Genomic DNA, 23,350 nt, shown 5'->3' on the forward strand with positions numbered 1-23,350 from the left:
TCGAATCAAAGGAAAACAGTATGTTGTTACCGCTGGCTGCTATTGTCGTGGGTCTTGCTGTGTTGGTGTGGAGTGCTGACAAGTTTGTCGAAGGCGCTGCCGCTACGGCAAAACATTTGGGGATGCCTTCCCTGTTGATTGGGATGGTGGTTGTCGGGTTTGGTACTTCAGCGCCGGAAATGACGGTATCCGCTTTTGCCGCTTGGGAGGGCAACCCTGCGTTGGCGTTAGGCAATGCTTATGGTTCAAATACACTGAATATCGCGTTGATCCTGGGGATAACCGCAGTCATTGCAGTGATCGTGGTGCATTCCGATATTGTCCGCAAAGAAATGCCGATTTTGTTGGCGGTTACGCTACTGTCAGGCTTGCTACTGTGGGATAAGGAAATCAGCCGTGGGGATGCCCTGATCCTGCTGGTGGCTTTTTTCGGGATTATGGGTTGGTCTATTTATGCGGCGATGCGTGGGCGGAAGGATGCTTTGTCAGCCGAGGTAGAAGAAGAGTTGGCAAGCCACCCAATGAGGTTGAAAACAGCATTGGTATGGTTGGCTATCGGTTTGTTGCTGTTGGTCATTAGCTCAAAGGTACTTGTTTGGGGAGCCGTTGAGATTGCCCATGCTTTAGGGGTTAGTGATTTAATTGTTGGCCTGACGATTGTTGCACTTGGTACCTCACTGCCGGAATTGGCCTCCTCGATTGCGGCGGCCCGTAAAGGTGAATCTGATTTGGCACTGGGCAATATTATCGGTTCCAACCTTTTCAATACCCTAGCTGTAGTGGGGATTGCCGGGCTGATTGCACCGATTACGGTTGCGGATGAAGTGCTGACCCGTGATTTTCCGATTATGCTGGCAGTCACCGCAGGCTTGTTCATTATGGTTTATGGTTTCAAAAAGCCGGGGCATTTGACCCATTGGGAAGGCAGTCTTCTGTTGAGTGTATACGTGGGGTATACGGGCTGGTTGGTCTACGGGGTAATTGACCTGAGTTTTGCATAAACCTTATGCCGTGAGCATGACTTCTTCCATTGCCCATTTCAAGGACGGCTTTTTGGGTTGCCACGTATAGGCAATCAGGCCACAAATCAGATTGACCATGAAGTTGGCGATGCTGCGATGCCGGGTATGCTCAATCTGTGAGATATTTTTCAGTTGGTCGTTGACTGTCTCAATCAGCGCCCGCTTACGCAATAGCAGCTTGTCTTCCAGGGGCAGCAGTTGGTTCTTCATGTTTTTGCGTACCCGTGTGATCAGTTGCAAACCTTGTTCCATCAGGGTTTCAAACAACTTTTTGGAAATGTAGCCCTTGTCACCGAACAGTTTGCCCACCAGTCCGCGCGCCAGTTTGGGGACGGGCGCGCGGTCATCGGTATTGGCGGGTGTTATCTGGAAAGCCAACAACTCCCCCCGGTCGTTGATGACCAGATGCAGTTTGAAACCGTAAAACCAGCCCGTTGAGGTTTTGCCGCGTTTCGCCACCTTTTTGAACACTTTGTGGCTGTGGATACGGCGGTTGTGGCATACCGCAATGGAAGTGGCGTCCACAAAACTGATCCCGGTTTGCTCGCCACGCCGCCCCATCAGGTAAACACACAACGGGATCAAGGCGGTCGGTGTCAGGTAAACAAACCGGGAGTAGCTGACCAGTTCCGGGAAGGCCGAATGCAGCTTGTCCCGCTGGTACAGGTAGTAATGCTTGAAACAGCGGTAGCTGGAGCGGTGGAAATACACCAGGATCGTCATGATTTCACTTAGCGCCAGCTGCTGTGTACGCTGGCGCTGGCGTTCACCGCTGGCCAGTTGGCGGCGGTTCCACTCCGGCACGAACTGCTGGCAAAAATCGTCTATGTCGCAGAATAATTCCAGTAAGCTGTCTTCCATGGCTTCCGTTCCTTTGGCTGTTTGGTGGTGTGGTTATCTCAAACATACCATGGGGACGGAAGCCTGCCCCGCTTAAGCAAAACTCAGGTTAATTGGATAATCCTCTCTCACTTCCAGCATAAAAAAGCCCCCAACAGGGGGCTTTTTTATGGCTGACAGAAGCTTAGACGACAGAACCGTCGGCATTCATGCCTTCGATCTTCTGTTCTTTCTGAATCATGTGCTCACGTTGCAGGCCGAACAGCAGCAGCAGCGGTGATGCCACCAGTACCGATGAATAAATGCCGAACATGATGCCGATGGTTAGCGCCAGCGCGAAGTTGTGCAGCGCTTCACCGCCGAACCACAGCATCGACAACACCATGATCTGGGTGGATAAGTGGGTAATAATGGTACGTGACATGGTGGTGGTAATCGCGCTGTCGATAATGTCCGGAATGCTGGTGTCACGCAGGGTACGGATGTTTTCCCTGATCCGGTCAAACACCACCACCGATTCGTTCACCGAGTAACCCAGCACCGCCAGCACACCTGCCAGTACGGTCAGGTCAAACTGCCACTGGAAGAACGCAAACAGGCCGAGAATGATCACCACGTCATGCATGTTCGCAATGATCGCGGAAACCGCAAAACGCCACTCGAAACGGAACGCCAAGTAGATAATGATGCCCGCCGCCACCAGCAGCAACGCCAGCCCGCCGTTTTCATACAGCTCTTGACCCACCTGGCCGCCGACGAAATCTACCTTGCTCAGGGCGACATCCGGGTTAGATGTTTTCAGCACGCCCATAATCTGCTCGCTAAGCTGGGCACTGGAAACGCCTTCCTTCAGTGGTACGCGGATCAACACATCCTGCGAAGAACCAAAGTTCTGCACTGCTGCTTCATGGACGCCGCTGGCCTTGATGGATTCACGGATCGTGTCCAGCGGCGCAGCCTGCGCGTAACGGACTTCCATCACCGTACCACCGGTAAAGTCTACCCCCAGATTGAGGCCGTAGAAAAACAGTGCCCATACCGAGAACAGGAAAGTTGCGAGTGAAATGGTGGTTGTAATTTTGCCATACCGCATGAAGGGAATGGCTTTCTTGAAATGAAAAAATTCTAACATCGCCCTATCCCCTTAAATTGCAATCTTTTGCAGGCGTGGTTTATAGCCGTACATCAGGTTCACGATCGCGCGTGACACCGTAACGGCACTGAACATGGAGGTGAGGATGCCAAGGCACAACACCACCGCAAAACCCTTAATCGGCCCGGAACCCAGCATGAACAGGGCAACGCCCGCAATCAGCGTGGTCAGGTTGGAGTCAAGGATAGTCCCCCAGGCGCGTTCGTAACCGGCGTTGATGGCCACCTGAGGTGCCGCGCCAGCCCGCAGTTCCTCGCGGATACGTTCGTTGATCAGTACGTTGGCGTCAATTGCCATGCCTAATGTCAGGGCGATACCGGCGAGACCGGGCAAGGTCAGGGTTGCCTGCAACATGGAGAGCAGCGCAAACAGGAAGAAGCCATTGATACCTAACGCCAGGCTGGCACTTAGGCCGAACATGCGGTAGTAAATGATCATGAATAACACCACGGCCGCAAAACCCCAGATGTTGGAGTTGAAGCCTTTCTCGATGTTTTCCTTACCCATGCTTGGGCCGACAGTACGTTCCTCAACGATGTAGACCGGGGCGGCCAGCGCACCAGCACGCAGCAGCAGGGCGAGGTCACGCGCTTCCTTGGGGGAATCCAGGCCAGTAATCTGGAAGCGCTTGCTCAGTTGTTCCTGAATCCGCGCTACGTTGATGACTTCCTCCGTCGTTTTGCTGGTCTTTTCCACCACACCGTTGACTTCCTTGTTCTCGATCTTGGTTTCGATGAACACGACCGCCATCAGTTTCTGTACATTTTCGCCGGTTACTTTGGCGAAACGGCTGGCACCTTTGCCATCCAGGGTGATGTGGACTGCCGGGCGGCCATGTTCGTCAAAACCGGAGGCTGCATCGGTGATGTAGTCGCCGGTCAGCATCACTTGACGCTTGAGCAGGATTGGGCTGCCGTTGCGTTCCATGTAAAGTTGCGAGCCAATTGGCGCGCGCCCGGACGCTTTTGCCTGGGCTGGATCGTTTTGTTCGTCTACCAAACGGAATTCCAGGGTGGCGGTTGCGCCGAGGATGTCTTTGGCGCGGGCGGTGTCCTGCACGCCGGGGAGCTGCACCACGATGCGGTTAGCGCCTTGCTGCTGGATGATGGGTTCGGCTACTCCCAACTCATTGACGCGCTTGCGCAGGGTGATGATGTTTTGCTGCACCGCGAACTTCTGGATGTTGGTCAACGCTACAGGTGACACGTTGGCCTGAATGTCGGTGCTGCCTTCTGCTGCGGTGAATTGCAGGTCGTTGCCGTATTCGTTGCGGAGTGCGCTCAGGGCAGCGTCACGGCTGGCCGGGTCGCGGAATTTGGCCACGATGTTGTCGCCTTCGCGGGAGATCCCTAGGTATTTGATGTCCTTGTCACGCAGGAAACCACTGAATTCGTCTTCGTAGCGGTTGAGCTGCTTGTCTAGTGCCGCTTTCATGTCCACTTCCATCAGGAAATGTACCCCACCGCGCAAGTCCAGGCCGAGGAACATCGGGTTGGCGTTCAGCGCCCGCAACCAGCCGGGGGTGGAAGGGGCAAGGTTGAGCGCTACCGTGTATTGTTCACCAACTGCTTCCTTGAGCGCTTCAGACGCCTTGAGCTGGACATCGGTGTCTTCAAAACGGAACAGCGCCTGCTGGCCATTGTTTTCACTGGCGCGAATGGTCAGCCCCTTGGCCTGAAGCGCCTGCTCAAAACGTTGCATGGTGGCCGGGTCAATCGGCTGGTCAGCTTTCGGGCTGATCTGGACGGCAGGTTCCGGCGGGTAAAAGTTGGGCACGGAATAGATAATCCCGATTATCAGCGTCATGGCAATCAGGATGTACTTCCAGAGTGGATAGCGGTTCATTGTTATAGGTTTCCGTAAAATAAAACCACCGCACACGCCCCGGCATGAGGTGGTAGGAAAGAAGTCATTATGCGCCTTTCATGGTGCCTTTGGGCATGACGGAAGCAATCGCCTGTTTTTGCACTTTGATGGTGACATTATCAGCGATAGTCAGCTCAACGAAGTTGTCATTAAGGCCAGCAACCTTGCCGAGTACGCCGCCGCCAGTGACGACTTCATCACCCTTGCTGAGCGCTTCCAGCATGGTTTTGTGTTCCTTGGCGCGCTTTTGCTGCGGGCGGATGATCATGAAGTACATGATGGCGAAAAATACGCCCATCATCAGGATCATTTCCAGACCACCACCAGCCGGGCCAGCAGCTGGGCCTTCCGCGTAAGCGTTTGAAATCAGAAAGTCCACGTTTCTATCTCCTTGAATATTATTTTCGGCGGCCATTATGCCACCTCCCACGTAAAAGGGATAACCTGTTTAATGTCATCCACCTGCATCCGGCACATCAGCACCCGGTCGATGCCGATGGCGACTCCGGCGCATTCTGGCAGGCCGGTTTCCAGCGCGGCAAGAAAACGTTCATCGACGGGGATGTCGCTGCCTCGTGCCGTTGCATCCCGTTCCAGTATGTGGCGGTTTTGTTCGGCGTCGGTCTGCTCCTGGTAACCGTTGCCAAGCTCCAGTCCGCCGAGGTAGACCTCAAAACGTTGCGCTACCGATTGGCCGTCGCTGTGTTCCACTTTCGCCAACGCGCTCTGGCTTGCCGGGTAGTGGTAAATGAAAGTCAGCTGGTCGGGTGGAAATTGCGGTTCCACGCAGTGGGTCAGCAACAAATCACGCCAGCCTTGGGCAGACATGTCGCTGTCGATGTTGATCCAGTGGGTACGGGCGCAGGCAGCAAGCTCCGCTTCTCCGGCAACATGGGGGTCAATATGGAGTGTTTCAAGGAACAACTGACGATAGGTACAAAAGCGCGCTGGTTTTTGCAGGTGGGGGATGAGTGTGTGCAGCAGGTCGGCGACTTCCCGCATCAGCTGTTGGTAGCTGAAACCGACCCGGTACCATTCCAGCATAGTGAATTCGGGATTATGGCGGGAGCCGCGCTCATCGCGCCGCCACACCTTGCAAAGCTGGTAGATGTCGCCGGAACCTGCCGCCAGCAGGCGTTTCATCGGGTATTCGGGCGAGGTGTGCAGCCAACGCAGGCCGTGGGCGGTGTTGACGCTGAAACTGTCGATGAAAGGGTCAGTGTTGCCAGCTTGCGAAAGCGCGGGGGTTTCGACTTCTAGTACATTGCGTTGCCCAAAAAAAACGCGCACCTGTTGGCACAGGGATGCGCGTTCCTTGAGTGCGGTCAAATTCACGCTTTGACGCGGGAAACGTATTCGCCGGTGCGGGTGTCAATCTTGAGGATTTCGCCTTCTTCCATGTAGAGCGGGACTTTGACCACAGCGCCGGTTTCCAGCGTGGCGGGCTTGGTGCCGCCGGTGGCGGTGTCGCCGCGCACGCCTGGGTCAGTCTGGGTGATTTTCAGTTCGGCAAAGTTGGGCGGGGTAACGACCAGTGGTACGCCGTTCCACAGGGTGACGATGCACTTTTCGTTGCCTTTCAGCCATTTGACGGCATCGCCCATGGCGGCTTCGCCAGCTTCGAGCTGTTCGTAGGAGGAGGTATCCATGAATGTCCAGGCGCTGCCGTCGGTGTAGAGGTATTCCATGTCGCGGTCTTCCACGTCAGCGCCTTCGGCAGTTTCAGTGGACTTGAAGGTTTGCTCAATGGTGCGGCCAGTTTTGAGGTTGCGCACGCGGGCGCGGGTGAAGGCTTGGCCTTTACCGGGTTTTACGAAGTCACTTTCCACTACTGTGTAAGGGTCGCCGTTGATGATAATCTTCACGCCGACACGTAAGTCGTTTGCGCCGTAGGTGGCCATGGTCCATCTCCAAAAATCGTCTGATCAAAATAGCCCGCTATGATAACCGGAATTCAAGTAAAAAATCAGGTAGAAAATGTTTTACCTGCGAAAGTATCGCTGTGGCAGCGTGAGCTGGCGGGTGCGGTGCGTGATCCGCAGGAATTGATGCGGGTTTTAGGGTTGGAAGAACGTTCTTGTTCCTCCCCTGATAAGGGGAGGCTAGGAGAGGCTTCTTCCAACCCGTTCAAGCTTCTCGTGCCTCACAGCTATATTGCCCGAATGGAAAAGGGCGACTGGAATGATCCGCTGCTGAGGCAGGTGTTGCCGCTGGATGAGGAATTGCAGGTGGTGGAAGGGTTCAACCACGATCCGGTCGGCGACCAGCATTCGGTGGTGGCGGATGGGGTGCTGCACAAGTACCACGGGCGGGTGCTGCTGGTGACGACGGGGGCGTGCGCGGTGCATTGCCGTTACTGTTTCCGGCGGCATTTTCCCTACAGCGATTCCAATCCGGTCAGGGGGGAATGGGAAGGGGCGTTGGCTTACATCCGCGCCAACCCGGATGTGCGGGAGGTGATCCTGAGCGGGGGTGACCCGCTTACCCTGTCGGATGAGCGGCTGGCGGTGTTATTCCGGCAGTTGCGGGAGATTGCGCATGTGCAGCGGGTGCGGTTCCATTCGCGTTTGCCGGTGGTGTTGCCGTCGCGGATTGACGGCGGATTTTTACGTTTGTTGGAACAAATTCCGCAGCAGAAGGTGATGGTGATCCATGCTAATCATGCGCGGGAACTGGCGGCGGGGGATGTGCATGGCGCGCTGGTGGCTTTGCATGAGGCGGGGGTTACGCTGCTGAATCAGGCGGTGTTGCTGCGTGGGGTGAATGATAGTGTGCGGGCGCAGGTGGAATTGAGCGAAAGCCTGTTTGCGCAGCGGGTGTTGCCGTATTACCTCCATGTGCTCGACCGGGTGGCGGGGGCAGCGCATTTTGAGGTGGCGGAAGCTGAAGCCATGCGGTTGATAGGTGACATACGCAAGCAGTTACCAGGCTTCCTTGTGCCGAAGCTGGTGCGGGAAGTGGCGGGGGAGAAGGCGAAAACACCTGTATTTGGCTAATGACCCGTACAGGCATTCACGCCGAGGCTGAGTTGGGGTAGCTGATGACTGAATGACGATGTGGGTGTTTATAAGGCTTGAGAAACTGAATACTCTTGTCTGGTTAATATTTCATCCCGCGTAGTGACGCGGATGTTTATACAATCTACCCATGAGATACCCCATCCATTTCCCTTGCCTGTAGTTGGAGCACACGATGGCGCACCCCGGTTACCCCGTCGCCCCTGGAAGCTGGAACCATGGCGGCGCTACCCTCACCGCCGACGGCGTAAATTTCTGCGTCTTTTCCCGCCACGCGGAACGGCTGGAACTCCTGCTGTTCGAGCGCGATGACAGCACGGAACCGTTCCAGATCATCGAACTGGACCCGGGTACACATCGCACCTTCTTCTTCTGGCACGCGCTGGTGATCGACCTGCCGATGGGAACCTGGTACAACTGGCGTGCCCACGGTCCGGGCGATACCCGCACAACTGGCTGTCGTTTCGATGGGAAAAAAGCGCTGCTGGATCCTTGGGCCACCACGGTCAGCGACCGGCTATGGAACCGTGAACGGGCATCCCGCCCCGGCGACAACACGGCTTACGCCATGCGTGCCCAGATCAATGCTGACTGCTATGACTGGGAAGGCGATGTCCCGCTGTACATCCCCCTGAGCGAGTCAGTCATCTATGAAATGCATGTGGGTGGCTTTACCCGGCATCCTTCGTCCGGGGTGGGGCATCCCGGCAGCTATGCTGGCGTCATCGAAAAGATTCCTTACTTACAGGCGCTGGGTATTACCCATGTGGAGCTGATGCCCGTGATGGCCTTCGACCGGCAGGATTTGCCGCCCACAACGGCTGCGCTGGGGTTAAGCAACTATTGGGGTTACAGCACTCACAGCTTTTATGCACCTCACCCGCATTTCGCGGTGGAACCGGCACGCGCCCGTAATGAGTTCCGCGATATGGTCAAGGCCCTGCACCGGGCGGGCATAGGCGTGATCCTCGATGTCGTCTTCAACCATACTGCCGAAGGCAGCCCACTTGGCCCCACCATCAATTTCAAGGCGCTCGGCAACGAAATGTTCTACCACCTCGATTTCATCGACCGCAGCCGCTATCGGGATTACACCGGCTGCGGCAACACAGTGAACTGCAATCACCCGATGGTGAGCCGTTTTCTGGTGGATGCGCTGCGCTATTGGGTGGAAGAAATGCATGTGGATGGTTTCCGCTTCGATTTGGCCAGCGCCATGGCGCGCGGCGAGGACGGCAACCCCCAGTACCATGCACCGATGCTCTGGCATATTGAGCTGTCGCCGTTCCTGAGCCGCACCCATATCATTGCCGAAGCCTGGGATGCCGCTGGTTTGTACCAGTTGGGCGACTTCCCTGGCTTTCGCTGGGCGGAATGGAATGGCCGCTACCGCGACGTGATCCGTGCCTTTGTGCGTGGCGATGCTGGGCTGGTGGCGGAAGTCGCTACCCGTATCTGCGGCTCCAGCGACCTGTACGGGTCACGCGGGCGCTTGCCGTGGAACTCGATCAACTTCATCACCTGCCACGACGGTTACACCCTGTGGGATCTGGTCAGCTATGCAGGCAAGTACAACGAGGCCAATGGCGAGGATAACCGCGATGGCCACAACCACAATCTGAGCGCCAATTACGGCGTGGAAGGCCCAACCGATGACCCGCGTATCGACCGGCTGCGCCGCCGCCAGGCGAAAAACTTCGTCGCCATCCTGCTGCTCAGTCAAGGTGTGCCAATGCTGCACGGCAGTGATGAGATACTGGCCAGTAAGCAGGGTAACAACAACACCTATTGCCAAGACAATGCACTGTCGTGGCAGGACTGGAATCTGGTGGAACGTAACGCCGACATGCTCGCTTTCGTGCAGGGCATGATCCGGCTGCGCCGCCGCCACCCGAGCCTGAACCGCTCCCGTTACCTTACAGGGCAGCCCGGAAACGGCAATGCCGTGCCCGATATTGCCTGGCATGGGACTAAACTCAACGCAGCGCCCTGGGATGAGCCGGAGGCCCGGTATCTTGCCTTTACCCTTGCGGGTATCGGGCCGAATGCATCCGCGTTGCACATTGCGCTGAACATGGCGGAGCAAGCCCAGACATTTGCCTTGCCGTCATTTCCCGGCAAGCAATGGCATCTTGCCGTTGATACCAGTGCTGCACCGGGGGTTTATGAACCCGGCGAGCAACCCGCCGTCAGTACGGCAAGGCTGAAGGTGGGAGGGCGCTGTGTCGTGGTGCTGGAATTACGTTGAAGCATCAACCTTGGGAACGGAGCAGAGCCATGTGCGCCGCCCCAAGCAATGGTGCTTCCGGATTCAGCGACAGTCGCACCGGAACATGTTCAATGGCACGCGCCATCCGCCCCTTGTCGAGAAAACCCTGCATGAACACGCCGCTTTCCAGCGCTGCCCGAATCTTGGGGCCAATGCCGCCGCCGATGTAAATGCCGCCGCGTGGCAGGCATTTCAACGCCAGATTGCCCGCTTCGCTACCGTAGATACGCACGAACAAACGCATGGCTTCAGTGCATAACGGATCATCGCCTGCCAGCCCATGATGGCTGATCACGGCATTGCGGTCTTCGTTCGCCATTTCCGCCTCAATCGCCGGATTCGGCGCTGCAAAACCGGATGTACGCAGGAAATCATACAGGTTGCCGAAACCATCACCCGCCAGTATGCGTTCACCGCTGACATGGCCGCCGAAGCGCTCGCGCAGGAACAGCAGCAAGGCATCTTCCTGACGGGTGTTGGGGCCGAAATCACAATGCCCGCCCTCGGTCGGCATGACGATATGGCGCTGGCCATCCCAGGCCATGATGGCTTGCCCCAGACCTGTTCCTGCTGCAATCACTGCGGCGTGCCCGGCTTGTGGCATGGCTTGCGGATTCAGCTCGACGAACTCATCAGCGGATAGATGCAACATGCCGTGAGCGGTAGCCTCAAGGTCGTTGAGCAGGTATACATCCGCAAAGCCAAATTCCTCAGCCAATTGACGCGCATCTATTACCCACGGCAGGTTGGTGGCTGTGCAGCACTGATCCTGTATTGGCCCGGCAATGCCGAAACAGGCGCGTTCAGGCCGTTGCGTCACTTCGGCCAGAAAAGCGGTGATCAGGTCGCTGAAACGCTCATGCCCCGCACTGGGGTAGACTGCCTTGTAAATCTCTTCCATGGAACCGCCGACAGAGTTGTCGTCAGCCACCTGATACAGGCACAGAACCGTTTTGGTTCCGCCCACGTCTCCCGCGAGTACGTAACTCATACCGCCTCCTTTGCGTCGCTGTTAAGCAGGTAAACCAGCGCAGTCATGATGTGATTGGCCACGTCTGACGGTGGGCTAAGATAAAAGGCTTTCCACGCATCAGCCCGGTACTGGTCATAGTCCTCTGCCGCTTGCGGCTGTCGCTGTAACCAGGCTAGCCGTACTGCATGACCAATCAGGACATCGAGATACACGGTGTCCTCAATGCGCAGTTGCGGGTTGTTGCGCATCACCAGCATCAGCACCTGTAATGCCTCGCCATACAATTTCAGGCTATCCGGCGCGGGTGTCTTGTGGAGGATATGCGTGACACGATCGCGGAAGAGCTTTTCGCCGCGCGTCATGTCGGCGCACAGACGGTGGGCAAGACGTAGTTTGGTGTTCCACTGGTCGCCGATCACCAGCCCATGCGTCTGGTTAACAATGTCCCACACGCCTTCAAAGAAACTGTCGCTGTAACGCCCGAGCTTGCCCTGATTCGAACGCCACTCGTGCCAGTCCGCCGAGTAGGTCAGTTCCGGGTTCATACTGCTGTCGAACTGCACCGTGACCATGCCGCCGGAATCGGACGCAACATGCATCCGCTCCAGTTGTGTCAGGGAGTCATGGGCATCCTGATAGTGTTCAAGTACGTCGCGTACCGCCCGGGCGACCCGGTGCGGAGCCATATTCATCAGTTCATCCATCGCCTGACTGATTGAGAGACGTGTTGCAGGGTTTAAGCGCACCGCAATCAGTTGCAGCAACTGGCCGGTGCGGATCAGCGGCATGTTGTCGAATAGCTCCGGATGCGAGCGCAACATCAGGCCCAGATAGAGGATCAGTTCCTGGGTCAGGATCTGGGCTCGCAGGTCATCAGGGTTAAATTCGCAAATGGCTTGCATCAGCATGTCGGCACCCATCGGACGGCGGAAAGTCGAGCGGCTGCTGTAGGAACGCGACACGCTCAGCGCCTTCTGATGCACCACAATCTCGGTGGCCGCGCCTTCCAGATTGATGTCATGTTTGCCCAACACCGCCGCGCTCAGCCGGATCAAGTACCAGCAACGCTCCTCACAGGCGCGCATGTAGACCTCTTCCAGCAAGTCAGCAACTCGTGCGGGGTGGTTTTCCAGATCACACAGGCCGGTCTCGAAATCCAGCCCATGGCGGGTGGCGAGTTGACGCAGGGCGTCGAACTGTATCTGCAAGTCTGCCCGTGTTGTCATCAGCGTAATCAGGTCTGCATCGCCCAGCGTTTCAAGGGGTACTGATGAAATGATTTCCGTGCCGGTTCCGTTATCCGTGACCGGCAGCAGCGTAAAGCAGGGGCGTTCTTCTTCCTCGCCGCTACCTTCCGGAAACTGGTAGCCGTGCAGGGTATCAATACGTTCGCGCCCGGCAGTTGGCAGAAAGCTTGCCACGCGGCCAAGCTGTACGGGTGTGCCGCCGACCTGGCCTTCGCGGCACTGATCCATGAATTCGAGCAAGGCCAGGCTGCCTTCCGCCGTCAGCATGCGGTCAGTGACAACCAGCACCACCAGTGGCCGCCCCGGCGCGTCCCATTGTTTACTGACATAGGCCAGTAACATTTTCAAGCGTTCGACCAACATGGCGTTATCGAGGCCAAGATAGAAATCATGCTGATTGATGAAGTGTGGCTGGAACAGCATACGCTGGCCTTCGAAGGTATAGACGACGCTGGTTGCCAGCCCGCGTAAATGGCGGAGGGGGCGGCCACTCAGGCCAAGGCGATCATTGCGGCCAAGCTGGCAATAGGCTTCCGCCAGCGCGGTGGCTTCGTGGATGATGACCGGTGAAACTTCGTTGCGCGTTTCCGCCTTGATGCCTTGTTCCTCCAGCCGCACCTTGATGCTGGGCGAGTCGGCCAGCAGGGCAAACTGCACACGGCGTCCGCGCTTGCGTCCTACCCGCAGGCGGCGACCCAGCGGGTCGATGTCGGCTACGTCGAGCAGGCCGTCCTGCACCAATGCGCCGAGGATGTAGAGGCTCTGTGCCCACACCAGCGGCACGTTTTCGTTAGGCTCTCGCTCCTGACTGCGGGGGTTGTTGCGTTCCGCTTCAATGCGCTCTGCCGGAACCCGGTACAGTTCCGGTAGCAACAGGTCGCCGTCACGTTCGACCAGCAGGCTTTCCAGCTTGTCGCGGTAAATTTTCGCCTGCTCTTCATTGCCGCTGAACAGGTGGTGCAGTAGCAGGTAGGTGAAAAACAGCGGCCATTCGCATTCGATATGCTCGAACTGCAACATCTCTTCGGGTTCGTAATGCAGCCGGTTGTGATCCTCGATCACAGTCTGGTGGCCGTCGCGCAGGAAACGCTTGCAGCCGTAACGGCCTTCCAGCTTACTGATGACTTCACCGACGGTTGCTGCGACCAGATTTGCGTCTTCAACCGCGAAGGCAGGGTAACCGACGATACTGAGGGTGGCAGCGTCGACCTCTTTCGACAGGGATTCGCTGGGCAGGGTGGATTCGAGCGTGATGCGGGCGCGTGCCACTTCATCGGGCACGACGTGCACCACCGAGGCTTGCCCGCCGCCGCTGCCGAACAGGTTGAAACCGTTCATGGCCTCCAGCGCTGCTTTCGCCATGCCGACCGAACTGCTGTTGATTTCAGCAATGCCATGGTTGATCTTGTTGCCGCGTTCCCAGATGCCGTAGTCAGGGGTGCGGTAGGCGCGGCCAATGTAGTGCACCAGATTCTGCACGAAATTGACTTCATCAATGGTGAAAATGATGCGCAGCCCGGAGGCGGTCATTTGCGCCAGCATTAGCAGGAATAGTGAAGTCGCATCGAGTTGCAGATGACCCCATTCATCATCGCCTACGACGGGGATACCGGTGCCGGTGTCGTACTTGGCGTGCAAGGCGTCGAGCGGGTTTTGCGTCAGCTTGAAACGCTCCACCTTGGCAGACTGGCGCATCATGGCCAGCAACAGGCCGCGCATCAGCTTGACCACGCTCTGTTCCAGCAGCACCGTGCGGCCATCGCTTTCGTCGAGGCGGCGATAGGCCAGACCCAGACCCCAGACGGCGAGGATGCTGTACACGTTGTCGCGTACCCATGCATCGGTGTAATCGCCGTGCGCGGTGATGGCGGTGCTGGCGGGCAGCAGCCCGGTGATCGGGTGCTGCCGGGAGAGGATGATGCGGGTTACCTGCCGGTAGTAGCGCTCAAGTTGGTCGAGGGATAGGTTCATACAGATTTTCGCTAGTGGGAATCCCCCTATGCTAGCAAGAAATGTTCCATATCCGACAACAGAACCAGACGCTGTAACCCGCTTTCAGAGGCGTTGCAGCAATTCGGCTTTCTTGGTAGCGAACTCCTCCTCGCTGAGGATACCTTTCTGCTTCAGGTCAGCCAGCTTCTCGATCAGGGCAAAAATATCACTTTCTGACGCACCCTGATTGCCGGGAGCCGGTTCCTGCACTGCATTGAAAACAGGTTGGTTATTCTGGACAGGGGCTTGTGGCTGCGGCATTTGCCCATCAACGGAAACCACTGGCAGGCTGTCAATCTGCACCGTGCCGTACTGGCTGGAGAAGGTCAGCGAGGAGCCGCCGCCCTGCTGCTGAGAAACGCCGCCGATCTGGTGATCCAGCGTGTCGTAAACAGTGACATGGCCGTTCACATCCACCGCCAGCCGCTGGGTTACCGGGAAGTAAGCGTAACGGATGTTATTCTGTGCACCGGTAGAAGCCGCCATGCCCAGATCATTCGGCCACCAGTTGCCGGATGATGTGTTACTGACAAACAGGCTGCTTTGCCCGTAATTGAGGTTCTGCTGGCCGCTGCCCTGATATTGTGACTGATGGCTACCTGAACTCATGAACACCGGCGGGTTCTGGCTGGAAAGAATATTGGAAAGCTCATTGCACAGGTTGTTCACGGTATTTTGCAGCCCGTAATTGAACATATCGCCCACCATGGTCATGCCACCCTGCATCCACTGGCCGGAGCCGCCGAGTTCAGGGATACTGAATTGCGCCATGGTGCCATTGCCATTCATCACGGCATAGAGCATGTTAGTGACGGCATCGGTAGAAATGCCATAGCGTTGGGATAAATCATTGATGACGCTTTGGCCATGTTCGGTAAATGTTTGCACGGGAAAATCTCCGGTAGTGGTGGGTGGCTTCCGTTCTTGGATGGCGGGTTGTTTAGGATTGTGCTTTGCATCATTCCGCCAATCACTGCATTATCGGGGCTAAATGTTTAATTGCAATGATTTGCTGAAAAGGTAGCAAAAATGAATCTGAGTATCGCCGCCCGAGTAGGTATGCCTGCCAGCGGCCTTGCGCGCGGCGCTGTGTTGATCCTTGCCTCGGAATTTTTTCTGGTGTGTTCGGGGATGGTGGTCAAGTACCTGCATGGAACGGTTTCCACTGAACAGACAGTCTTTTTCCGCAACCTGTTCGGCTTGCTGCTGCTGCTACCGTGGTTGTGGCGTAATGGTACGCGGGCGTTGAAAACCGATTGCATCCACCTGCATTTCCTGCGCTCTTTCATGGGCGTGACGGCCATGAGCTGCCTGTTTTATGCGTGGGCACACCTGCCACTGGCGGAAGCTTCACTGCTCAAGCAAACCATGCCGCTGTTTGTACCCGTGGTGGCGTTTTTCTGGATGGGGGAACGCCTGTCGTGGCTGAACTATGTGGCGTTGGGGCTGGGGTTTGCGGGCATTCTGCTAGTGCTGAACCCAACGCAGGAAACACCAGTGCTGAATCTGGCGGTATTGGCGGGGCTGGTGGGCGCGGTGATGGGTGGTTCCACCAAAGTCAGCATCCGGCGGATGCGTTCGGTCGAGGAACCGGCGCAACGGGTAGTGTTCTACTTCGCCCTGTTCGGCACGCTGTTGTCGGCGCTTCCGGCGGGGTTGGACTGGGCGCCGTTGGACTGGAATGCCGCCCTCTGGCTGTTTCTGTTGGGCATTACCGCAACGCTGGCGCAACTGCTGCTGACGGCCGCCTACGGTTACGCGCCCGCCGGGCAACTGGGGGCATTTACCTACGCTTCGGTTATTTTCGCCGCGATCCTCGGCTGGTGGTTGTGGGATGAAACCCTGTCGCTGCTGGCAGTTGCCGGGATGTTCGTCATCATCGCCGCCGGGTTGCTGGTAATGCTGGGGCAGCCGCGCCCCAAGCCTGCGCCGACTGCTTGCAAGGCTTGCTGAAGGTGAAACTTGCCGGGCTAAGGTTTATGTCATGAACCCGACAATGCGTCCTGAACTTGCTACGCACAGCACCAGATTGAGCACTATAGCAGCTTGATAGAAAAGTAATTTTTTAAGTGGCACGTTTCCTGCTGTACGGCAGGCATGAAAACATTCCTCGACTGGTCAGCTTACAAGGACGCCGGGATGGGCGACGCCTACGCCGACATTCCCAAAACCGGCGGCAATTTTGCCAAGGCGGTAGCGGTTTGCATCAACAGCCGCCAGTGCGAAGCCGACGGCAGACAGGTGATGTGCCCCAGCTACCGGGTCACGGGCAATACCCATTTTTCCACTGGTGGGCGGGTGCGATTGCTGAAAGCGGCACTAAACAGCGACTTGGCAGCAGCGGCGTTGGCTGACCCTGAACTGGCTGAAGCCATGGATTTATGCGTCGGCTGTAAGGGTTGCAAGCGCGAGTGCGAAGCCAATGTCGACATGCCATTGATCAAGGCGGAATACCTCGCCCAACGCGCCGCCCGCGATGGCCTGAGCCTGCGTAGCCGCCTGTTTGCGCATACACCACGCTGGTTGCACCGTGCGCCTTGGCTGGGAAAACTGGTTGGCTGGCGTAACCGCAGCGCCTTGTTATCAACGTTGTCGCAACGCTTCCTTGGTCTGAGTGCGGAACGCAACTTGCCGGAGCCTGCTACCACGCCCTTCCTTGCCCCCGAACCGCCAACAATGGAACCGGCTGACCTACCGGAAGTAGTGCTGTGGGTCGATACCTTCAGCCGCCATTTCGAGCCGGAAATCCCCACCGCCGCTGTCGAGGTATTGCAGGCGGCGGGCTACCGCATCCTGATCGCCAAGCCTGCCGCTGAGTTGGCGGATACCGCCCGCCCCCTCTGTTGTGGGCGCACCTATCTAGCCCAAGGCATGGTGGAGCAGGCGCGCGCGGAAGCCTTCCGATTGGTCGACAGCCTGCTGCCGCATGTAAAGGCCGGGCGCGTGGTCATTGGTCTGGAAGCCTCCTGCGTGTTGGGTTTGCGTGACGATGCGCAAACGCTGGGGCTGGGGGAAAACGCCGCGCTGGTAGGCAAAAGCGTGCTGCTGCTGGAAGAATTCCTCGCCCGCGAAAGCACCGCCAAACGCCTGCATTTGCCGCTGCAAGCCCTGCCACCGGGGGAAACCCTGATCCACGGCCACTGTCACCAGAAAGCAGTCGGGGCGATGAAGGCGATGCGCCGGGTGCTGAAACTGATTCCCGGTCACGATTTTTCCATCATCGAAGCCGGTTGTTGCGGCATGGCAGGCACTTTCGGCATCGAGGCCGAACATGCCGACATGGCCAGCGCCATGGCGGAACAGGCACTACTGCCCGCGTTACGGGCGAAACCGGCAGCACGGGTGGTGGCGAACGGCTTTTCCTGCCGCCACCAGATGCGGGCGCATGGCGATACGCGGGCGCAGCATCTGGTGCTGTTGCTGCAAGCGGCGTTGCCTGACACCACGAGGAGCACCAACCCATGAACGTAACCACCCTGATGCCGGAGCGGGTGATCTTCGGCAAAAATATCCCCGCCCCCATCAACGCGCTGTTGCAGGAAGCGGCGGGCAGCACCGGCAACTTCGCCCATGCCGAACAGTTGCTATTGCGGGCGCAGCGGCAGGCTCCCGAGCAGTTGCCGGTCTACACCGCGCTCTACAAGCTGTATTTCTACAACGGTTACACCGACAAGGCGGAAGAGGTGGTGTTCCAGTCATTGCACAAGGCGGCCAAACAGGGGGGCTTCCACTACGACTGGGCAACCGTACAGGCAGGCGCGGATTGGGGCGAACCCGATTCCGCCGGTCGCGCCTACCTATACAGCCTCAAGGCGCTGGCTTTCGTTCGTCTGCGCCAGAACGATTACGGCAGCGCACAAGCCATACTGGCTAGCCTGCAACGCCTTGATCCGGCGGATGTGGTGGGGGCAAATGTGATCCGCGACCTGGCGGCTTCATTGGCAGAGGAACAGGCATGAAACTGCAAATCGAACGCATTTACGTCGAATCACTGGTCGGCGCATTCCCTGACCTCGACCACCTGCGCGAGCAACTGAAATTCGGTAACAAGGCCGAATTGCCATTCCAGCAGCTTTCCGCGCAGCAATTGGGTTTCCTGCAACAATTGTACGCCTCCGCCGGTTCCGCCATGCAAGGGCGGGCGGCGCAATTGGCGACCCTGCAACGCGCCATGAACGATGACAGCAGGCGCTATCAGGAAGGTGAACTGGAACGGCTGGTTCCCGACATCACCGAATTCCTGCTCCGGGACGGCATACGCGGCTGGCTGTTCAAGGCCAACACCGCAGGCAAGCCGTTGGCGTATCTGGTGGCGCGGATTGATTTCACCCCGCCGGGCGAGGAAGAAGCCGGGCGCATCCTGCTGGATCTGAAAACCAACAGCATGGCGAAAATCGCCACTGCCAACCTGATGCTGCGCGAACGTGACATCATCGGGCAAACCCTGCCCGAAATGCTGGCGGCGAAAGGCTTTTTCAAGGAAACGCCGGAACTGATCGCCGCGTATGAGCAATCGGCGGAACGCTATTTCGCCTGGCGCGCCGATTACGGGCGGCAATTTTCCGGGCGCGGCACTGGCATCATCGCCGAAGACCCCACTGCCACACACCGTAACACTGACTGGTCGCGCAAAAGTGTGGTGGTGCTGTCCTCCGGCGGCGGTTGGGCGCGGCTGGTAAACGACGAGGAAATCATCAAGGATCGGGCGCTGACGCTGGATGCTTCCGGCGATATTCTCGGCAAATACCTGCGCAAGGCAGGGCGCAGCAACAATTACAACAGCAAGGTGGAAAACGCTACCGAAACCCTGCAAGGCGGCATTCCGCACGGCATGTTCACCGATCTGCCAGTGCAGGGCTATATCCTGATGTTCCACCTCGAACTGCACCAGCATGTGTGGGTGCATGTGGACGACATCGAGCCGTATGTGTACCAGCCTGAACTCAAGGACAAGCTGATCCTGCCGCCGGAACAGACCGACCTGATCGACATCCTCACCGCTGAAATGGACGTGCTGATGGATGATATTGTGGAAGGCAAGTCGGGCGGCACTACCGTGCTGTGCGCCGGGCCGCCGGGGGTGGGCAAGACGCTGACCGCCGAGGTGTATTCCGAAATCATCAAGCGACCGCTGTACCGGGTGCACTCCGGGCAACTCGGCCTGAATGTGGCAGAAATGGAAACCGCGCTGAAAAACACCCTCACCCGCGCGCAACGCTGGGGTGCGGTGATGCTGATCGATGAAGCCGATGTGTATATCAAGCGGCGCGACGACAATATCGCTGCCAATGCGGTCGTGGGCGTGTTCCTGCGGGTGCTGGAATATTTCAACGGCTTGCTGTTCCTCACCACCAACCGGGTTGACGACATCGACGAGGCGATCATTTCGCGCTGCATCGCACTGATCAAATACCATCCGCCGGGGTTGGAAGACCGCCGTAAAATCTGGCAGGTCATGACCGAGCAGTTTGGGTTGAGGGTGGAGGCTGGGTTGATCGAGCAGCTTTCCGACCTGTTCCCGGAAGCCAGTGGGCGCGACATCAAGGGGTTGGCGAAACTGGTCGCCAAATACTGCCATCATAAAGCCGTTGCGCCGACGCTGGAGGTATTCCAGCGATGCAGCATGTTCCGTGGGCTGGAGCAGGCGCATGAGTGAGGCACGCATACTGGCCGTCGCCAGCAAGGAAGGGCTGGCCATCAGCGAACACTTCGGCCACGCCAAGGCGTTCTGGATTTACGCCGTTACGCCTGATGCCTGTACCTTGCTGGAAAAGCGCGAGGTCGAGCATTACTGCCTCGGGAATACGTCCAGCCAGACCGCGATGGGCAAAATCCTCGAAACCATCAAGGACTGCGAAGCGGTGTTCGTCGCCAAGATCGGCGATGGGCCGATCGAAAAACTGGCCGCAATCGGGGTGCGGGCAGTTGCCGACTACGCCTGGGAAACGATCGAAGAATCGCTGCTCGATTACGTGCGCAACACTGCCGGAGCTACGTCATGAATGCCGAATATGTGCGCCGCTGGGTGCGGGAACATCCGCTGTCGCCCGTTCATGTCGATTGCGCCACTGCGGTCATGCTCATTGAAATGTGGAGGGATATAAGCAACGCCATACCACGTAGAAACACATTATAAAGTCGCAGCATAAATAGTTAATCGCAATTCGGCATCCGTAATCATTTCAATAAACGGCTTTTTACCGGATCGCTGCTCACTTTCCGCGAGGATCACATCCACTCCCGAACCACGCCGATCCATCAGGTATTCCCGCCCTAAACCGCTATCACGTACTGGATAGTAACGGGCAAACAGGCTGGAAAGCACATCATTACGAGGCAGGGACATGGCCTGCATGGATTCCACTGTCATGGAGTTGGGTAGCGCGCCCGGTGAGTATAGTTCCAGCCGGTCGGCAAACATGTGCAGGCGGATTCGTCCATTCCAGATGGAGTAATCCCGATGCGCTACGGCGTTGACGATGGCTTCAAACACCGCTCGCAGGCTGTACTGCGGATAATCAATGCGCCCCAGTTCCTTGCGGGCAGGCACTTTCATATTCAGCCGGACAAAATCAAACGCATCCCAGATTTGCCGGTCAATCGGCCCTTCAAAATCCTTGGCGTCCAGTTGGTCGTTGGGGTCGTTGTTGACGCCGCTGTAGGCCACCGCCTGAATGTAGGCGGACGGCATCCAGCGCACCGGCTTTTCAGTGCACAGTAATACGCCTGCCACGGACAGGCATTCCTCTCCTTCCAGATCAGCCAGCAGGTGCAGACGGCGTAACTGTTTGCGCTCATCGCCTTCGTTTAGCCGGATGAAACGCCGCAACAGCAACGCATCGGCATCATCCAGCGAAGTATTAGCGACACCTTGTTCCTCAAAACGGATCAGCCGCGCTTGGCTGCGTTGCTGGAACAGGCGAGCCAGCACATCCGGCGTCAGTTTGCGTTTGCTGTCGGCAACCCGGCGAAAGTAACCGTTGGCGCTTTCGTGTATCCACAAACTACGGGGCACAGTGACAACCACCAGCGTGACCATTTCACCGGCGGCATTGGGCAGGTTGATGTTTTGGGTATGTATTTCCAGTGGAGGGGTAATGCGGTCGTTGGCAATGCCTCGCAGCCAGCTTCTGACGGCTTCCATTTGTTCGACTGGAATACCCGTCGGCATCAATGTTTTGTCATCCACACCCAGCACCAGCGTGCCGCCATTGGCATTGGCAAACGCGGCCAGTTCATCAGACAAACCGTCGGGATGCGGTTCAACCACTTTCTGCGGGCCACGAAAGACGACTTGTTTGAGTTCCAGCGTGGAGTCTTCCCCCAGACGGATGCGTTGCTGCAAGGTTTGGCTATCCATTTTTCGTGCTTAATCCACCGTTTTCTGATGATGCTTAGCCTATAACAATAGCCGGAAACATCCCAGCCTGCCGACGCTGTACTTCATCACTTCCTCGGCGGCAACTCATCATGGCTGGGCAACGCCGTTGGTTCCACATACCAGTCTGCCCGCGAAGCACAAAAGATGTTCTGGATCGGGCGGATTTCCGGTTCCTGATCCAGCGTACCGGCAGGCACAATCAGGGCCTTTCCCGTTTGCGCCAGCCACGGCAGGGATGAGCCGCACTGCTTGCAAAACGCGGTGGCGAAGTGTTTGGCTTCCGGCAACGCAAATGTACCGACCAATTCCTCGCCTTGCAGCCAGCGGAAATCCTCGGGCGCAACCATGAGGTTGGCGGCGAAGGCGCTGCCGGTGAATTTTCGGCAGCGCGAGCAATGGCAGTACTGGAAAATACCCAGATTACCGCTGATTTCGTAGGTGACATTGCCACACAGGCAGCTACCGGTGACGGGTTTATCGGACATGGCGACCTCCTTCGGCTGACAACAGGCACAGGCTTTCCCGCATCATAACGGACAAAACGCAGGCGGGGAAAAGCGCCTTGTTTGATTGCGACAAAGAAGCTGCTATAAGTCTTGGTATGAGTAACTGGCGTCACATCCTGTTCCCTTCCAAACCGCGTTCCTACCCCGGCGACCGTTGGGTGAACATCATCGTGCGTAGCCTGCATCTGGTGGGTGTCGCTGGGATTGGCGGTGGTTTCCTGTTCGACTTGCCGGAAAGCCGCTACCTGCCGTTCTGGCATCTCGCCATCAGTACGGGCTGTGTGCTGGTGCTGCTGTATGTGTGGGAAAACGGGCGCTGGCTGCTGCAACTGAAAGGGGTCGCCATCATGGCCAAGCTGGCGCTGCTGGTGCTGGCCAGCCTGTTGCCAGCGTGGCGGGCGGAACTGTTCGCGGCGGTCATCGTCATTTCGGGGGTAATCGCCCATGCACCCGGCAAGCTGCGCGGCTATAGCCTTTTTTCAGCACACCACAAGGGATGCACGTGAGCCTGACGATTATGCCCGCAACGCTGGCTGACATCCCGGAGCTATGTTGCCTGCTGGATCGGCTGTTCACGCAGGAAGCCGAGTTCCAGCCTGACCGGGCGGCACAGGAACGCGGGCTGACAGCCATCATCAACCAACCGCATGTCGGGCATATTCTGCTTGCACGGCAGGATGATGAAACTGTCGGCATGGTCAACCTGCTGTATACCGTTTCCACCGCGTTGGGCGGGCGGGTGGCGCTGTTGGAGGACATGGTGATTGCGTCGGAAGTACGGGGGCAAGGCGTGGGGAGCACCTTGCTTGCGGCAGCCATTGATCATGCCCGCCAGCAAGGTTGCCGACGCATCACCCTGCTGACGGATGCGGATAATCATGTGGCGCAGGCGTTTTACCGCAAACAGGGATTTAACACGTCGGCCATGCTGCCAATGCGGCTGATGTTGCCTCCAGCATGAGCAGTAGTTCTGTCGGAAAAGATGTAGCAAATCTAACAACCCTGCGCTGAAAATTTCCTATATCATTGATATTAAAGATGGTATTTGATTGGTCTGTTTATTGCTTTGCATTGTCGGGAGACA

Annotated in this window: 21 protein-coding genes; 10 read left to right on the plus strand and 11 right to left on the minus strand. The window is 57.4% G+C overall.

All coding sequences use genetic code 11. From position 1 onward, the window contains the following. The first annotated feature begins 20 nt into the window (after positions 1–20). Positions 21–1,001, plus strand: a complete 981-nt coding sequence (locus THINI_RS19420) for a calcium/sodium antiporter (RefSeq protein ID WP_002710221.1) — start codon at positions 21–23, stop codon at positions 999–1,001. A gap of 3 nt (positions 1,002–1,004) precedes the next feature. Here THINI_RS19420 and THINI_RS19425 read toward each other — a convergent pair whose 3' ends face one another. The 6 genes from THINI_RS19425 to efp all read right to left on the minus strand — a co-directional run bounded on the left by THINI_RS19425 (position 1,005) and on the right by efp (position 6,782). Next, entirely contained in the window at positions 1,005–1,883 is an 879-nt protein-coding gene (locus THINI_RS19425) for an IS982 family transposase (protein WP_002708892.1), read from the minus strand. 163 nt (positions 1,884–2,046) lie between these two features. Next, positions 2,047–2,994 (minus strand): protein translocase subunit SecF, encoded by a 948-nt coding sequence (gene secF / locus THINI_RS19430; protein WP_002710222.1) that lies wholly within the window; start codon positions 2,992–2,994, stop codon positions 2,047–2,049. A 12-nt stretch (positions 2,995–3,006) separates the two neighbouring features. Continuing rightward, complete coding sequence (gene secD, locus THINI_RS19435; RefSeq protein ID WP_002710223.1) at positions 3,007–4,860, minus strand: protein translocase subunit SecD; 1,854 nt, start codon at positions 4,858–4,860, stop codon at positions 3,007–3,009. A gap of 67 nt (positions 4,861–4,927) precedes the next feature. Then, the gene (gene yajC, locus THINI_RS19440; RefSeq protein ID WP_040841138.1) at positions 4,928–5,260 is read right to left on the minus strand and encodes a preprotein translocase subunit YajC; all 333 of its coding nucleotides are present in this window, start codon (positions 5,258–5,260) and stop codon (positions 4,928–4,930) included. 35 nt (positions 5,261–5,295) lie between these two features. Next, positions 5,296–6,216, minus strand: coding sequence for an EF-P lysine aminoacylase EpmA (gene epmA / locus THINI_RS19445; RefSeq protein ID WP_002710225.1), 921 nt, complete (start codon positions 6,214–6,216; stop codon positions 5,296–5,298). After that, on the minus strand, positions 6,213–6,782 hold the full coding sequence (efp, locus tag THINI_RS19450; protein WP_002710226.1) for an elongation factor P: 570 nt from the start codon (positions 6,780–6,782) through the stop codon (positions 6,213–6,215). The genes epmA and efp overlap by 4 nt, the downstream gene beginning before the upstream one ends. 39 nt (positions 6,783–6,821) lie before the next feature. Between efp and epmB the strand changes: the two genes are divergently transcribed. Both epmB and glgX read left to right on the plus strand, forming a co-directional pair. Further along, on the plus strand, positions 6,822–7,877 hold the full coding sequence (gene epmB, locus THINI_RS19455) for an EF-P beta-lysylation protein EpmB (protein WP_002710227.1): 1,056 nt from the start codon (positions 6,822–6,824) through the stop codon (positions 7,875–7,877). A 196-nt stretch (positions 7,878–8,073) separates the two neighbouring features. Further along, on the plus strand, positions 8,074–10,146 hold the full coding sequence (gene glgX / locus THINI_RS19460; protein WP_002710228.1) for a glycogen debranching protein GlgX: 2,073 nt from the start codon (positions 8,074–8,076) through the stop codon (positions 10,144–10,146). A 4-nt stretch (positions 10,147–10,150) separates the two neighbouring features. Here glgX and glk read toward each other — a convergent pair whose 3' ends face one another. From glk to THINI_RS19475, 3 genes are all read right to left on the minus strand, one after another. Beyond that, positions 10,151–11,158 carry a glucokinase gene (glk, locus tag THINI_RS19465; protein ID WP_002710229.1) on the minus strand — a complete coding sequence of 336 codons (1,008 nt, stop codon included), beginning with the start codon at positions 11,156–11,158 and terminating at the stop codon, positions 10,151–10,153. Continuing rightward, positions 11,155–14,358 (minus strand): phosphorylase b kinase regulatory subunit alpha/beta, encoded by a 3,204-nt coding sequence (locus THINI_RS19470; RefSeq protein ID WP_002710230.1) that lies wholly within the window; start codon positions 14,356–14,358, stop codon positions 11,155–11,157. Before THINI_RS19470 ends, glk begins: the two co-directional genes overlap by 4 nt. 84 nt (positions 14,359–14,442) lie before the next feature. Then, positions 14,443–15,267 carry an SHOCT domain-containing protein gene (locus THINI_RS19475; protein ID WP_002710231.1) on the minus strand — a complete coding sequence of 275 codons (825 nt, stop codon included), beginning with the start codon at positions 15,265–15,267 and terminating at the stop codon, positions 14,443–14,445. A gap of 141 nt (positions 15,268–15,408) precedes the next feature. Here THINI_RS19475 and THINI_RS19480 point away from each other — a divergent pair, with 141 nt between their 5' ends. From THINI_RS19480 to THINI_RS19500, 5 genes are all read left to right on the plus strand, one after another. Then, positions 15,409–16,332, plus strand: a complete 924-nt coding sequence (locus THINI_RS19480; RefSeq protein WP_002710232.1) for a DMT family transporter — start codon at positions 15,409–15,411, stop codon at positions 16,330–16,332. A 144-nt stretch (positions 16,333–16,476) separates the two neighbouring features. Next, complete coding sequence (locus THINI_RS19485; RefSeq protein ID WP_002710233.1) at positions 16,477–17,844, plus strand: (Fe-S)-binding protein; 1,368 nt, start codon at positions 16,477–16,479, stop codon at positions 17,842–17,844. Beyond that, the gene (locus tag THINI_RS19490) at positions 17,841–18,338 is read left to right on the plus strand and encodes a tetratricopeptide repeat protein (RefSeq protein ID WP_002710234.1); all 498 of its coding nucleotides are present in this window, start codon (positions 17,841–17,843) and stop codon (positions 18,336–18,338) included. The genes THINI_RS19485 and THINI_RS19490 overlap by 4 nt, the downstream gene beginning before the upstream one ends. Further along, positions 18,335–20,035, plus strand: a complete 1,701-nt coding sequence (locus tag THINI_RS19495; RefSeq protein ID WP_002710235.1) for an AAA family ATPase — start codon at positions 18,335–18,337, stop codon at positions 20,033–20,035. Before THINI_RS19490 ends, THINI_RS19495 begins: the two co-directional genes overlap by 4 nt. Beyond that, positions 20,028–20,381 carry a NifB/NifX family molybdenum-iron cluster-binding protein gene (locus THINI_RS19500; RefSeq protein WP_002710236.1) on the plus strand — a complete coding sequence of 118 codons (354 nt, stop codon included), beginning with the start codon at positions 20,028–20,030 and terminating at the stop codon, positions 20,379–20,381. The genes THINI_RS19495 and THINI_RS19500 overlap by 8 nt, the downstream gene beginning before the upstream one ends. Positions 20,382–20,509: 128 nt before the next feature. On the opposite strand, the gene THINI_RS19505 is transcribed toward THINI_RS19500, so the two are convergent. Next, positions 20,510–21,739 carry an ATP-binding protein gene (locus THINI_RS19505; protein ID WP_002710238.1) on the minus strand — a complete coding sequence of 410 codons (1,230 nt, stop codon included), beginning with the start codon at positions 21,737–21,739 and terminating at the stop codon, positions 20,510–20,512. A gap of 86 nt (positions 21,740–21,825) precedes the next feature. Further along, positions 21,826–22,245 carry a GFA family protein gene (locus tag THINI_RS19510; RefSeq protein ID WP_002710239.1) on the minus strand — a complete coding sequence of 140 codons (420 nt, stop codon included), beginning with the start codon at positions 22,243–22,245 and terminating at the stop codon, positions 21,826–21,828. A 116-nt stretch (positions 22,246–22,361) separates the two neighbouring features. On the opposite strand from THINI_RS19510, the gene THINI_RS19515 reads away from it, so the two are divergent. Together THINI_RS19515 and THINI_RS19520 are read left to right on the plus strand one after the other, a co-directional pair. Beyond that, a complete protein-coding gene (locus THINI_RS19515; protein ID WP_040839618.1) occupies positions 22,362–22,772 on the plus strand; it encodes a hypothetical protein in 411 nt (136 codons plus the stop codon). After that, positions 22,769–23,227, plus strand: coding sequence for a GNAT family N-acetyltransferase (locus THINI_RS19520; protein ID WP_245536653.1), 459 nt, complete (start codon positions 22,769–22,771; stop codon positions 23,225–23,227). The genes THINI_RS19515 and THINI_RS19520 overlap by 4 nt, the downstream gene beginning before the upstream one ends. Positions 23,228–23,350: the final 123 nt, after the last annotated feature.

This window comes from Thiothrix nivea DSM 5205 (genome assembly GCF_000260135.1).
Lineage (GTDB): Bacteria > Pseudomonadota > Gammaproteobacteria > Thiotrichales > Thiotrichaceae > Thiothrix > Thiothrix nivea.

What these genes read in the sequence shown, in the direction of transcription:
- glgX (WP_002710228.1), top strand. Translation starts at nt 8,074, where the DNA reads ATGGCGCACCCCGGTTACCCCGTCGCCCCTGGAAGCTGGAACCATGGC.
- THINI_RS19510 (WP_002710239.1), bottom strand. Translation starts at nt 22,245, where the DNA reads ATGTCCGATAAACCCGTCACCGGTAGCTGCCTGTGTGGCAATGTCACC.
- THINI_RS19470 (WP_002710230.1), bottom strand. Translation starts at nt 14,358, where the DNA reads ATGAACCTATCCCTCGACCAACTTGAGCGCTACTACCGGCAGGTAACC.
- secF (WP_002710222.1), bottom strand. Translation starts at nt 2,994, where the DNA reads ATGTTAGAATTTTTTCATTTCAAGAAAGCCATTCCCTTCATGCGGTAT.
- THINI_RS19420 (WP_002710221.1), top strand. Translation starts at nt 21, where the DNA reads ATGTTGTTACCGCTGGCTGCTATTGTCGTGGGTCTTGCTGTGTTGGTG.
- THINI_RS19495 (WP_002710235.1), top strand. Translation starts at nt 18,335, where the DNA reads ATGAAACTGCAAATCGAACGCATTTACGTCGAATCACTGGTCGGCGCA.
- THINI_RS19505 (WP_002710238.1), bottom strand. Translation starts at nt 21,739, where the DNA reads ATGGATAGCCAAACCTTGCAGCAACGCATCCGTCTGGGGGAAGACTCC.
- glk (WP_002710229.1), bottom strand. Translation starts at nt 11,158, where the DNA reads ATGAGTTACGTACTCGCGGGAGACGTGGGCGGAACCAAAACGGTTCTG.
- THINI_RS19480 (WP_002710232.1), top strand. Translation starts at nt 15,409, where the DNA reads ATGAATCTGAGTATCGCCGCCCGAGTAGGTATGCCTGCCAGCGGCCTT.
- secD (WP_002710223.1), bottom strand. Translation starts at nt 4,860, where the DNA reads ATGAACCGCTATCCACTCTGGAAGTACATCCTGATTGCCATGACGCTG.
- THINI_RS19500 (WP_002710236.1), top strand. Translation starts at nt 20,028, where the DNA reads ATGAGTGAGGCACGCATACTGGCCGTCGCCAGCAAGGAAGGGCTGGCC.
- THINI_RS19490 (WP_002710234.1), top strand. Translation starts at nt 17,841, where the DNA reads ATGAACGTAACCACCCTGATGCCGGAGCGGGTGATCTTCGGCAAAAAT.
- THINI_RS19515 (WP_040839618.1), top strand. Translation starts at nt 22,362, where the DNA reads ATGAGTAACTGGCGTCACATCCTGTTCCCTTCCAAACCGCGTTCCTAC.
- epmB (WP_002710227.1), top strand. Translation starts at nt 6,822, where the DNA reads ATGATAACCGGAATTCAAGTAAAAAATCAGGTAGAAAATGTTTTACCT.
- THINI_RS19425 (WP_002708892.1), bottom strand. Translation starts at nt 1,883, where the DNA reads ATGGAAGACAGCTTACTGGAATTATTCTGCGACATAGACGATTTTTGC.
- THINI_RS19485 (WP_002710233.1), top strand. Translation starts at nt 16,477, where the DNA reads ATGAAAACATTCCTCGACTGGTCAGCTTACAAGGACGCCGGGATGGGC.
- efp (WP_002710226.1), bottom strand. Translation starts at nt 6,782, where the DNA reads ATGGCCACCTACGGCGCAAACGACTTACGTGTCGGCGTGAAGATTATC.